Here is a 12,336-nt window from a genome sequence, read left to right on the forward strand (position 1 = left end):
GCGCGCGAGCCGGGACCCGCTGCTGCCACCCAGCCAGAGCCCAGCCGGCGTCGGGCTTGTTCCCGGACCCGCCCGGTGTCACGCACTGTTCACACGGGCACCTGCTCCGCCTCCTCCGGGAGCGGCGGCCAGGAGGCACGCGGCGACGACCACGCCGACGGCCGCGGGGAGGCTGCGGTAGGTGAAGAACGCGTGCACCTGGGAGTGGTTGCTCAGCACCTCGTACCAGGCGGGCACCACGAGCGCCGGCGCGGCGAGGACCGCCGCGACCAGCAGCCGCCCGGCTCCGCCGCGCAGCACCGCCACCACCAGGCAGACCAGGACGACGACGGCGGCCACCGCGAGGACCGTCCAGGCGGTCGGCGCGGTGCCGAGCCAGCGCTCGACGTTGGCGGCGGTCGGGGCGCCGAACGACGGGTCGACGGCGCTGCTGGCACCGTCGAGGCGCTCGGCGGACTTGTCGCGGACGGCGGTGAAGACGCCCGGGCCCTGGACGGCGGCGGCGACGAGCCACCGCGACACCCACGTCACGCCGTAGGCGACGGGCCAGGCCGCGCCCGCGGCGAGCACGGACACCAGCACCGGCCTCAGGGCTGGCGCCCCCACTGCCGTCGGCGTGGACGTCCGTGCCGCCGGGGAGGAGCCGCGCAGCGGGAGGGGGGCGTCGTCGTCCCGGTCCTCCCCGCCGGTGCGGTTGCGCGCGGTGCCCCGGGCGACCGCGCCGGCCGCCGCGGCGCACAGGCACCACGACATCGCCGGTGTGGTGAGCAGGTCGGTGTAGGCGAGCAGAGCGCCCGCCCCGCCGGCGCCCACCGCCGCACCGCGCCAGCCGCGCAGGCGCTCGGAGCCGGTGGCCACCGCGGTGAGGGCCACTCCGGCGGCGATGGACGCCAGCGCGAGCGCGTGGGTGAAGGCCAGCGCCGGCATGGCGAGGGCGTTGGTGGACACCGCCACCGGCAGCACCAGCGCGCACGCCGCGGCGGCGCCGGCGCGGCGGCGCAGGGCCGCCCACGCCGCCAGGCCAGCAGCGGCCAGCAGCGCGCCGGAGACCATCCGGGCGCCGGGGACGCCGAGGGTGGCGAGCACCGGACGGGTGACGAGGGCGTACCCGTTCCAGTAGCGGTAGTAGGTGGCCGGTGGCAGCACCTGCACGCCCGCCGCCATCGCCCTGACCTGGGCGGCGCCCTCCCCGCACGACTCCAGGCGCGGCCCTCCGGTGGCGCGGAACCACAGGCTGCGGGGGTCGTCGGGGGAGCTGACGCCGTAGCCGAGCTCCACGCACTCGGTGAACCTGTCGGCGCGACCCCCCATGCCGTCGGGCAGGTAGGAGGGGCCGTAGTCGCCGTCGGCCACGGCTTCGGCCAGGTGGCGGATGATCGGCGCGTTCGGCACCGCCTGCGCGCCGATGAGGCCGGCGAGCAGCACCACCTGCAGCAGCAGGAGCGCCACCAGGCCCTCGACGGCGAAGCGCCCCACCGACCGCACCGCGCCCGGTGGCAGGCCGCCGGTGCCGCGGCGGTGGGCGTGCCCGTCGGGGTGCCTGCCGGCGCGCGCCGCTCGCCGCGCGCCCACCGCGCCGGCCGCGCCCGTGGCAGGCGCCCGGTCGGGCGCGGCCATCAGCGGCGAGCGGGGACGCGCGGGCGCGGCGCGGAGGTCGGGCCCGTCGTGCTCGCCGCGGGGACGGTGGCGCCGCGGTGCCTGCGCAGGGCCAGCGCCGGGGCGCCGCCGGGCGCGGGCAGCTGCAGGTAGGCCAGCCGCAGGGCCTCCTGCCGGCCGCGGCGCACCCCGTCGAGCACGAGACCCGAGGCCACCGCGACGCCACCGAGCAGGGCCGCCGCCAGCGGGGACCCGACCACCAGCGCGGCCACCACCACGGCGGCCGCGAGCGGCGCGTGCAGCACGAGCGGACGCTCGGCGTGCGCCAGGCGCACCACCCAGCCGAGGATGCGCAGCCCGTCCCGGACCGTGCGCAGCTTGCTCTCGCTGCCCGCCGGGCGGTCCCGGAAGCCCACCGGCACCTCCACCTGCGGCACGCGCATCGTCGAGGCGTGCACGGTGATCTCGGTCTCCACCTCGAAGCCGCGGCTGCGCGCCGGGAACGTCTTGACGAAGCGCCGCGACATGACGCGGTAGCCGCTGAGCATGTCGGTGGTGTCCGTGCCGAACAGCAGCCCCACGAGCCGGTTGAGCCCGCGGTTGCCGGCGGCGTGCCCCGGGCGGTAGGCGGTGCCGGAGCGGGCGCGGCGCGCACCCACCACGTGGTCGAACGGACCCGACAGCAGCACCTCGACGAGGTCGGCCACGGCGCGGGCGTCGTAGGTGTCGTCCCCGTCGACGAGCACGTACACGTCCGCCTCGACGTCGGCGAACGCCCGCCGCACCACGTTGCCCTTCCCCGGCGCCGGCTCGCGGCGCACCACCGCGCCGCGTGCGGCGGCGACGGCGGCGGTGCCGTCGGTGCTGGCGTTGTCGTAGACGTAGACGGTGGCGTCCGGGAGGGCTGCGCGCAGGTCGTCGACGACCGCGCCCACGGCCGCCGCCTCGTTGAAGCAGGGGACGACGACGGCGACCCGTCCGGCGCTGGGGGGCCACGTCACACCGCAACCTAGCGCCGCGGACGCGCCGCCCAAGGGGGTTCGCCGCAAGTGCCCGCAGGACCTCGCAGCGATGTCGCCGACCGCTGCGGCGTGGCGCCGCAGCGCGGGGCCGTCGGTGTGCCACGGTCGAGGGGAGGTCCACCTGGGTGGTCCCGCCCGGGCTGGGACCGCGTCGACCAGGCGCCACCCCAGCACCACGTCAGGAGGACGGGCTGTGCGAACCACCGGTGTGAGGGTCGCGGCGATGGGCGCTGCCCTCCTCGCCTCGACCGTGCTGGGGACCGCCGGCGCCGCCAGCGCGGACACCACCACCACGACGGCGACGGCGACGGCGGGTGCGCCGGAGGTCCAGCGCCTCGCCGGTGACGACCGCATCGGCACCGCCATCGCCGTCAGCCAGGCCGTCTTCAGCGACGCCGACGGCGCCTACGCCGCCTTCGTGGCCTCCGCCGCCAGCTGGCCCGACGCGCTGGCCGCCAGCGCGCTCGCCGCGCAGTACGGCGCGCCGCTGCTGCTGGTGCCCGCCGACGGGCAGCTGCCCGCGTCCGTGCGCACCGAGCTGCACCGCCTCAAGGTGGAGCAGGTGTACGTGCTCGGAGGCGACAGGTCCGTCAGCGACAGGATCAGCGCCCAGCTCAGCGACCTCGCCGAGGTCAAGCGCTTCGACGGCAACGACAGGTACGACACCGCCGGCTACGCCGCCAGCGTGCTGGCCGACCCCGGCAAGCCCCTGTACGTGGCCTCCGGCACGGGCTTCGCCGACGCCCTGGGCGGGGGCGCCGCTGCCGGCTCGGTCGGCGGGGCGCTCGTGCTCACCGACCCCGCGCGCCTGCCGTCGTCGCTGGCGGCCGACATCAAGACCCTCGCCCCCAGCAGCGTGGTCGTGCTCGGCGGGCCCGGCACCGTCTCCGATGCGGTGGTGGGCCAGATCAAGGCGCTGCTCCCCGGCACCTCCGTGACGCGCACCTACGGCGCTGACCGGTACGAGACCGCGGCGAGGGCCAGCGCCCAGGTGCACGTGGACGGCAGCCCGTCGACGAAGGCCGCCGACGGCACCGAGACCCTCTCCGCGGTGATGCTCGCCAGCGGCACGAGCTTCCCCGACGGGCTGGCGGGCGCCGCCGTGGCCGGGCCCAGCGGCGTGCCGCTGCTCCTCACCACCAAGGACTGCGTGCCGGCCGCCACGCTGGCGGAGATCCGCCGGCTGCACGCGCAGCGCGTCGTCGTCCTGGGTGGCCCCACCGTGGTCGGCCCCGCGGCAGCCGCTCTCACCCCCTGCTGAGACGCGCCGACGGCCGAGGTCACCCCGGGGGTGGCCTCGGCCGTCGCCGTCAGGGGGTCAGCTCTTGGTGAGCGTGATGCTGTCGAGCTCGGCGTAGCCGCTGCCGCCCGCGAAGTTCGGCGAGCCCTTGGCCAGGCGGATGACGTTGTAGCCGGCCTTGAGGTCCAGACCGGCGCTCGCCGTGGCGTTCGTGGTGAAGGTGCCCCACGAGCCGGTGGGCGGGTAGGAGATCGTCGAGAAGGCGCTGCCGTTGTAGGCCAGGCCCTGCGTCGCGGTGGAGGTGCCGCCGTTGGCGTAGCGGACGCCCATCGTGTACTTCCCGGCGGTGGGCACGTTGACGACGAAGTCGACGAAGCTGTCCTTGCGGGCGTCCCCGGTGCCGTCGATGCGGCCGACGTAGCCGCCGTTGGAGGCGCTGGCCGAGGTGAGGCGCTCGGCGTTGACCACGGTGGCGTTCTCCGCCTCGTACGTCTGCGTGCTCACCGCACCGCCGACCGGGGTCACGAGCACCTGGTAGGCGCCGAGGTAGTCCTGGTCCTTGATCGGCACCGTGATGGACCCGTTGGTCACCGTGTACGTGGACGACGAGACCTGCGTGGGTGCGTCGACGTTGCTCTTGCGCCCGGACTTGGGCGTGTAGTTCACGGTCACCTGCACCTGGGAGCCCAGCGGCGCCAGGCCGTTGATCTTGACGTTGTTGGTGCCGTACACGCCACCGGCCACCACGTTCACGGTCTTGCGGACGGCGTCGTAAGAAGCGACGCCGTCGAAGTCTCCTGAGGGAGTGGTCTTGACGACGTTGCCGCTCTGGTCGGCGAGCCACTTGTAGACCCAGTAGCTGCCGGTGGGCTTGTCGTTCCAGATCAGGCCGCCGATGGTCCCGGACTCGTACCAGTAGGCGCGCTCGGCGTCACGGACGCCGCTGCGCTCGAACGCGGCCACCAGGTGGACGGCCACGGACGGGTCGTCGACCTGGTTGGGAGAGCCGTACTCGTTGATGGAGATGGGCCGGGGGGAGATGCCCAGCTGCTTCTCGATGGCGCGGTAGTCGGCCACGTGGGCCGCCACGGAGTTCCAGCCGCCGTCGTCGAGCTCGTGCCACGAGGCGACGTCGGGGACGGTGCCGCTGGCCTTCTGCGCGGTCATGAAGCTGAGCATGAGGTCGTGGTCGTACTTGCTGAAGCTCGGTCCGACGATCGGGGTGACGGCGTCCTTGGCCCTCACGATCTTCGCGATCCGCGCGAAGCCGTCGTTGAAGGGACCGGCCTTGGCGGTGTCCCAGGTCCAGTCGGGCTCGTTCCAGAGCTCCCACCCGTTGACGTTGGTGAGGTCCTGGCGGTCGAGCCGCTGCTGGACCATCGTGTTCACCTTGGCGGTGAGGTCGTCCCAGCTCACCCACTTGTAGGGGAAGTCCGGGTAGATGTCCGGGACGCGGATCTGCTGCTGCGCGCCGGCGCTCACGGCGGTCTGGCCGATCTTCAGGGCGTCACCCGTGGGCGTGGTGGCGCCGTTGCCCAGCTGCTGCACGCCCGGTGGTGGCTGCGTCAGCTGGTTCAGGTGCAGCGCCGGCAGCAGCGACGGGTCGGGGTCGGTGGGGGTGGCCAGGGCGTACAGACCGCCGTTGCCGACGCGGGTGACGGTGCGGACCGAGCTGCCGACGTCGACGGTCAGGGTGTTCCCGTCGGCCAGCGCTGCGGGCGCGGGGACGAGGAGGGCTGCGGCGAGCAGTCCGGTGGTGGCCAGAGAGGTGGTGGTGTGCTTCCTCATCGGTGGCTCCTTCGCCAGTCGGTGCTGGCGGCGCGAGAGCGCCGCCTGGCCTCGCGCCCGCTGGGGGAGGACGCGAGGGGTGTGAGGGCCGCCGGGCGGGGAGCGAGCCTGGGGGACGGCGTCCCGCCCGGCGGCGGCCTGGGGGGCCGTCAGTCCTTGACGGCTCCGGCGGTGACGCCGGCCGCGACGTAGCGCTGCGCCAGGACGAGCAGCACGGCGGCGGGGACGGAGGCGACCACGGCGGTGGCCATGATCGAGCCCCACTCCTGGTTGTTGTTGCCGATGTAGCGGTAGATGCCCATGGTGATCGGCTGCAGCTTCGAGCCGGACGCGAGCGTCGAGGCGAAGATGAAGTCCGACCACGCCCACAGGAACGCGAACAGCGACACCGTCACGGTGGCGTTGCGGCTGACCGGCAGGACGACGGACACGAAGGTGCGCCAGGTGCTGGCGCCGTCGACGCGGGCGGCAGCCATGAGCTCGTCGGGGATCCCGCTCATGAACGCCGTGTAGATGAGCACGCCGAACGGCACCGCGATGGTCGAGTCGGCCAGCACCAGCCCGGGGATCGTGTTGAGCACGCCCAGCTTGATGAAGGCGGCGTAGAACCCGATCGCCATGATGATGCCGGGGATCATCTGGGCCACGAGCAGCGCGAAGTTCAGCACCCCCCCTCCGCGGGGGCGCAGCTTGGCCAGCGCGTACCCGGCGGGGGCGGCGAGCACCAGCGTCAGCGCCACGGTGGCCACGCCGATGAGCAGGCTGGTGCCGAGGTAGGGCAGCTGGTCGCGCAGCACGGCCCGGTAGCCGTCGAGGGTCCCGTGCAGCGGGAACAGCGCCGGAGGGGTGCGGCGCATGTCCTGGGTGCGGGTGAAGGAGACGTTCACCATCCAGTAGACGGGGAAGAGCATCACCGCGGTGAGGACCAGGCCGAGCGCCGTCTTGGCGCCGCGCCGGGTGGCGGGGGACAGCGTGCTCCCGCGGCTGGTGGTGGTGCTCACGAGTTCTCCTGCCGGTGCTGGGCGCGGATGTAGACCAGGCCGGCCACGAGCGCCATGAGGATGAGCAGGGTGCTGATCGCGGACCCGGTGCCGAAGCGGGGGAGGACGTTGCCGAAGCTCTCCTGGTAGGACCAGGTGGCGAAGGTCTGCGAGGAGTCGCCAGGCCCGCCCCGGGTCATGATCCAGATGATGTCGAAGACCTTGAGCGTGTAGACGAGGCCCAGGAGCAGCGTGATGGCGCTGACCGGGCGCAGCAGCGGGAACGTGATGCGCCAGAACTTCTGCCAGGCGCCGGCGCCGTCCAGCGAGGCGGCCTCGTAGATGTCACCGGGGATCGACTGCAGCCCGCTGTAGACGATGACGAGGTTGAACGGGATGCCGATCCAGATGTTCGCCACGATCACCGAGACCAGCGCCCACTGCGGCGACGTCAGCCAGTTCACCGGGCTGACGCCCACCAGGGAGAGGGCGTAGTTGACGACGCCGGAGTCGCTGTTGAGCATCCACGCCCACGTGGAGGCCGAGACGATGAGCGGCAGCAGCCAGGGCACGAGGAACAGCGCCCTCAGCGTGGTGGAGAGCTTGAAGTTCTGGAAGAAGAACACCGCCAGCGCCATCCCGAGGGCGAACTGCACGCCGATCGAGACGAACGTGAAGACCAGCGTGTGTCCCAGGGCCGGCCAGAAGGTCGGGTCCTGGAAGACCTTGACGTAGTTGGCGAAGTCGTTGAACTGCGCGCCGCCCTGCACGAACGACCTGACGGTGTAGTCCCGCAGGGACAGGTCGAAGTTGCGGTACAGCGGCACCGCGTAGAACGCGACCAGGTAGACCACCACGGGGGCGGCGAACGCCCACGCGGTGAGCTGGCTGACCGACGCGGGCGAACGACGCCTGCCGCCCGCCCGGGGACGGGACCCGCCGGAGCGGGTCCCGTCCTGCGACGCCCGGCCGGACGGCTGAGCGCCGGCCCCCTGGCGGGAGCCCGCGCCCCCGCCCTGCTCGAGCGTCCTCATGTCAGCTGGTCGCCGAGGCTGCGGCGGTCTGCGCGTCCGACATCGCCTGCTGCGGGGTTTTCGAGCCGGACAGCGCGGCCTGCACCGCGTCCCACAGCTGCTCGGAGATCTTGGGGTACTTGGTGCCGAGGTTGTCGCTGGTGCGGCCCTTGGCGCCCTGCACGGCCTCGACCCACGGCTTGAGCTCGGGGTCGGCCGCCTGCTTCTCCTGCACGGCCTGGGTCGCGCCGATGTACGACAGCGTCGTGTCGGTGGCCAGGGCGTTGTCGGGGCTGGTCAGGCAGCTGATGAGCTTGCTGGTGGTGGCGTACCGCGCCGTGTCGGTCTGCACGGGCGCGGCGGCGAACTCGCCACCGGTGGGGGCGGGAGCCACACCGCCGTTCTCGGCGGGGATCGGGATGACGCCCCACTCGAAGCCGGTCTTCTTGGCGTTGCCCAGCTGCCAGGTGCCGTTCTCGGAGAAGGCGTAGTCGCCGGTGGCGAACTCCTGCCAGCTGGTGGTCTGGGTGTTGTTGAGCACCGAGTTGGGGGCGTAGCCCTTGTCCAGCCAGTCCTTCCACAGGCTCAGCGCCGCGACGCCCTGGCTCGAGTCGAGCTTGGTCAGGTCGGCGCCGGAGCCCCAGAACCACGGCAGGAACTGGAAGGAGCCCTCCTCGGTGCCGATGGCGGAGAAGGTGATGCCCTTCTTGCCGGCGGCCTTCACCTTCTCCAGCGCCGCGGTCAGGCTGGCCCAGTCCTTGACGCTGGCCGGGTCGACCCCGGCGGCGTCCAGGACGGCCTTGTTGTAGTAGAGCGACAGCGTGTTCGCCCCGATCGGCACGCCGTACGTCTTGCCGTCCACCTCGCCCGCGGCGATGAGGTTCTTCTCGAAGGCGGAGGTGTCCAGGCCGAGGGTCTGGGTGTCGGTGAGCGCGCCGGCGTCGGCCAGCGTGGAGATGACGGGGTTGTCGATGAGGATGACGTCGGGCGAGGTGCCCTGCTGGGCAGCGAGCAGCGCCTTGTTGGTGAGGTCCGTGGTGTCGTACCCGGTGCGCTTGACGGTGACGCCGTTGTCGGTGCCGCACTTCTGCAGCAGCTTGACCCAGTCCGAGGAGTCGTCGAACTGGGGGTACGGGTCCCAGACGGTGTAGGTGCCGCTCGCGGCGGCTCCGGATCCGGAGGCACCGGCGTCGCTGGTGCCGGTGGAGCCGCCGCCGCAGGCCGACAGGGCCAGGGTGGTCACGGCGGCCAGGGCGACGGCCACGGAGGTCCGGCGCGCCCTGCGGGTGGGGGAGGTCTGCGTCTTCACGGTGTTTCCTCTCTGAAACAAGGTGGTGCGGTGCTGGTCGAGCAGGGCGCTCGCAGCGTTCGTGGGGCCGGGTGGCGCAGCGGCGAGCTGGGTCAGCCGGCGGAGGTGTCGGACAGGGGGAGCCAGACCCGCATCGCTCCCGGTGAGCGGTTGGCCCACCGGTGGTACGGGACGAGCCGCACGACGTGCACGTCGGTGTCGTGGGACCGTGGGGCGCTGCTGTACAGCGCGGTCTCATGGGGGTGCTGGACCTCGACCTCGGCCTCGACCAGCACAGGGGCCAGGGCGGCAGCGGGGCCGGAGGAGCGCGCCGCGCCGATGACCCGCCGCAGGCGCACGTCCTCGAGGACGGTGCCCTCGGGCAGGTCGGCCTGCTCCAAGGCGTAGACCACCGGGCCGCGCGCCAGGGCGACGCAGCCGCGCACGGCGTCCACCCGGGGGTGGGGGGTGAGCTGGCGGACGGTGACCCCGACGTTCAGGACCACCTCGTGCTGCCCCGCCCAGGAGCGCCGCAGCCGCACGTACCCGTCGGCGGCCTCGGCGTCGACGGGGGCGCCGTCCACGCTGACCGACCAGTCCCGCGCCCAGGCGGGCACCCGCAGGGCGAGCTCCCACGCGTCGTCGTCCTCGGTGGTGACCACCACGCGGGTGGTGCCGGCCCAGGGCTGGTCGGACTCGACCTCCAGGTGCGCGTGCGCGCCGCTGGGGAGCGCGGCGTCGACGACGGCGCTGGCGTGGTGCTGCAGCTGGACTCCGGCGGGAGACCGGGTGAGCAGGTAGTCGTGCGCGGACGTCAGCAGCCGGGCGATGTTGGGCGGGCAGCACGCGCAGGTGAACCACGCCAGGCGCTGGGTGGGGGCGTCCTCGTGCTCGCCGCCGTGGCCGGTGCGCAGGTGCAGCGGGTTGGAGTAGAAGAACTCGGTGCCGCTCAGCGACGTGGACGCGGCCAGCGCGTTGTGCAGCACGTGCTCCATCGCGTCGGCGTAGTGCGCTTCGCCGGTGGCCAGCAGCAGGCGCCACGCCAGGTGGAAGGTGGCGATGGCCGCGCACGACTCCGCGTAGGCGCGGTCCGGCGGGAGCTCGTAGGCGTCACCGATGGACTCGTCCCGGTGGCGGGACCCGTGGGCGCCGGTGACGTACGTCTTGGTGGAGTCCAGGTCGTCCCAGACGCGCACGGCGGCGGCGAGCAGCTCGGCGTCCCCGGTCTCGACGGCGACGTCGACGGCGCCGGTCAGCAGGTACAGCTGGCGCACGGCGTGTCCGGTGGCCTCGTGGGCCTCGCGCACCGGCACGGCGTCCTGGAAGTAGGCGGAGCCGAACCTGTCCTCCCCGAGCCAGCCGTGGCCGCGGACCTCGAGCTGGCGCGCAGCGGTGGCCAGGTAGGGGGCGTGCCCGGTGAGGCGGTACAGCTCCACGAGGGCGGTCTCGACCTCGGGGTGGCCCTCGACGTACCCGGGGCGGCCGGTGCCGTCGGGGCCGAAGAGGGCGACGACGAGGTCGGCCAGCGCCCGTGCGGTGTCGAGCGCTCCGGGCAGCGAGCCGGTGCGGGCGGCGGCCACGGCGGCCTGCAGCAGGTGGCCGGCGGTGTAGAGCTCGTGGCCCCACTGCGGGTCGCTCCACCGCTCGACGGCGGGGTCTCCCTGGACGCGGCTGTTGACGTAGCCGTCGGGCTCCTGCACCCGGCGCACCAGGTCGACGAGGGCCTGGGCCCGCGCCAGCAGCGGGTGGTCGGCGGGCAGGCGCGTCGACGCCCAGGCGACCGCCTCGACGGCCTTGTAGACGTCCGTGTCGGTGAAGAACATGCCGGTCAGGGGCGCGTCGCTCTCGCCGACGAGGCGGGCGAGGTTGCTGCGCGCCTCGCCCTGCTCGACCCGGTCGAGCACGTGGGGGAGCGTCGAGGTCAGCGTCAGCTGCTGCCAGTCGTGCAGCCAGCCGGCGGTCAGCTCCGCGGCGTCGTGCGGCAGGGGCTGCAGCTGCGACAGCGCCGCCGGCGTCGGGGCCACCGGGCCCGCGCCACCTGCTCCTGCGGCGCCCGCTCCTGAGGGGGCCTGAGCGGCCGTGGCGGGGCGCTCCACCAGATCCGTCACCGTCGACGTCCTCTCTGCGCCTCCCGCCACCAGGCCGGGAGGTCCGTCTGCCGCCGGAGGTGCCGGCGGCGGTGAGGAAAGGTTTCCTCGCGAACGGAGGTGGCGTCAAGGGTTTCCTCGAACGAGTTGCCCCATCCGCTCATCGCTGCTGCTCAGAGGCGCGGAAAGGTTTCCTCACGCGTGGCGTGCGGGATGCGCCTCGGCGCGGGGGGAGGAGGGTGCCGTCAGGAAGCGGGGTCGGCGGACGGGTCCGTGGACCCGCGCACCACCAGCGTGCACGGGTGGGAGCGCACACCCGCGCCCACGCTCACGCCGCTGTCCACGCCGTCGATGACGGCGAAGAGGTCGCGCACCGCCGAGGCGCCCAGCACGTCGAGCTCCATGTCGACGCTCGTCAGGTGCGGGTCGGTCTCCAGGGCGAACGCGTTCCAGTTGTCGAAGCCGGTGACCGCGACGTCGTCGGGGACGCTGCGCCCGGCCGCCTGCAGCGCCATGACCACGCCGTAGGCGATCTGGTCGGACCCGCACAGCACGGCGTCGACGTCGGGGTGGTCCTCCAGCAGCCGCTCGGCGGCCTGGCGGCCCCACCGCTGCGACCAGGGGCCCTCGAGGACCTCGCCCACCAGCTCCACCCCGAGCGCCGCGCTGCGCTCGCGCGCGCCCGTCGCGCGCTCGGTGACCGCGCGCACCCCGGCGGGCCCGGTGATGTGGGCGATGCGCCGCCGCCCCAGGGAGTGCAGGTGCTCCAGCGCGAGGGCCGAGCCGCCGCGGTCGTCAGGGACGTGGCACACGTCGCGCGGGTCGCCGGTCTCGCCGTGGAGGTAGACGACCGGCAGGGACACGTCGTCGCCCAGCCGCGGCGTGGGGGAGTTGTTGTCTCCCAGCACCAGCAGCCCGTCGACCTTGCGCGCCTGGTAGAGCCGCGCGAGCTGGCGCAGCCGGTCGGGGTCCCCCTGGGCGTCGGCCGTCACCATCGACAGCTCCACGCGGTTCAGGGCCGACTCGGCGCCCAGCATCGCCGGCACCGCCCAGCGGCGGGACAGCGTGTCGACGATGAGCATCGCCACGGTGCCGCTGCGCCCGGAGAGCAGGCTGCGCGCCAGGGGGTTGGGCGTGAAGTCGAGCTCCTTGGCGGCCCGCAGCACCTTCGCGCGCGCCTCGGCCGACACGCGGGGCTGCCCGTTGATGGCCTTCGACGCCGTGGTGAGCGAGACCCCCGCCCGGCGCGCGACCTCCACGAGGGTGGGGGGGCGCTGGCTCGACACGGGCAGATGCTGCCAGGCGCGCCGCCGCCGTGGCGA

The 12,336-nt window shown here is 73.8% G+C and carries 9 protein-coding genes; 1 reads left to right on the forward strand and 8 read right to left on the reverse strand.

The genetic code is table 11. The features are described from left to right. Positions 1 to 78 precede the first annotated feature (78 nt). Entirely contained in the window at positions 79 to 1,617 is a 1,539-nt protein-coding gene (locus FMM08_RS02050; RefSeq protein WP_147924636.1) for a hypothetical protein, read from the reverse strand. Then, positions 1,617 to 2,597 (reverse strand): glycosyltransferase, encoded by a 981-nt coding sequence (locus FMM08_RS02055; protein ID WP_222710292.1) that lies wholly within the window; start codon positions 2,595 to 2,597, stop codon positions 1,617 to 1,619. The genes FMM08_RS02050 and FMM08_RS02055 overlap by 1 nt, the downstream gene beginning before the upstream one ends. Before the next feature lie 244 nt (positions 2,598 to 2,841). On the opposite strand from FMM08_RS02055, the gene FMM08_RS02060 reads away from it, so the two are divergent. Then, a complete protein-coding gene (locus FMM08_RS02060; RefSeq protein ID WP_222710293.1) occupies positions 2,842 to 3,879 on the forward strand; it encodes a cell wall-binding repeat-containing protein in 1,038 nt (345 codons plus the stop codon). 57 nt (positions 3,880 to 3,936) lie between these two features. Here the strand turns inward: FMM08_RS02060 and FMM08_RS02065 are convergent, their stop codons facing one another. The 6 genes from FMM08_RS02065 to FMM08_RS02090 form a co-directional block, all read right to left on the reverse strand. After that, positions 3,937 to 5,646 carry a CBM35 domain-containing protein gene (locus tag FMM08_RS02065; protein WP_147924639.1) on the reverse strand — a complete coding sequence of 570 codons (1,710 nt, stop codon included), beginning with the start codon at positions 5,644 to 5,646 and terminating at the stop codon, positions 3,937 to 3,939. 149 nt (positions 5,647 to 5,795) lie between these two features. Continuing rightward, positions 5,796 to 6,557, reverse strand: coding sequence for a carbohydrate ABC transporter permease (locus FMM08_RS02070; RefSeq protein ID WP_147924878.1), 762 nt, complete (start codon positions 6,555 to 6,557; stop codon positions 5,796 to 5,798). Between the two features lie 86 nt (positions 6,558 to 6,643). Continuing rightward, the gene (locus FMM08_RS02075) at positions 6,644 to 7,660 is read right to left on the reverse strand and encodes a carbohydrate ABC transporter permease (protein WP_147924640.1); all 1,017 of its coding nucleotides are present in this window, start codon (positions 7,658 to 7,660) and stop codon (positions 6,644 to 6,646) included. A gap of 1 nt (position 7,661) precedes the next feature. Then, the gene (locus FMM08_RS02080; protein ID WP_222710295.1) at positions 7,662 to 8,948 is read right to left on the reverse strand and encodes a sugar ABC transporter substrate-binding protein; all 1,287 of its coding nucleotides are present in this window, start codon (positions 8,946 to 8,948) and stop codon (positions 7,662 to 7,664) included. A 92-nt stretch (positions 8,949 to 9,040) separates the two neighbouring features. After that, positions 9,041 to 11,035, reverse strand: coding sequence for a glycoside hydrolase family 127 protein (locus FMM08_RS02085; RefSeq protein ID WP_222710296.1), 1,995 nt, complete (start codon positions 11,033 to 11,035; stop codon positions 9,041 to 9,043). A gap of 224 nt (positions 11,036 to 11,259) precedes the next feature. Next, entirely contained in the window at positions 11,260 to 12,300 is a 1,041-nt protein-coding gene (locus tag FMM08_RS02090) for a LacI family DNA-binding transcriptional regulator (protein ID WP_222710297.1), read from the reverse strand. Positions 12,301 to 12,336 lie beyond the last annotated feature (36 nt).

This window comes from Quadrisphaera setariae (genome assembly GCF_008041935.1).
Classification (GTDB): domain Bacteria; phylum Actinomycetota; class Actinomycetes; order Actinomycetales; family Quadrisphaeraceae; genus Quadrisphaera; species Quadrisphaera setariae.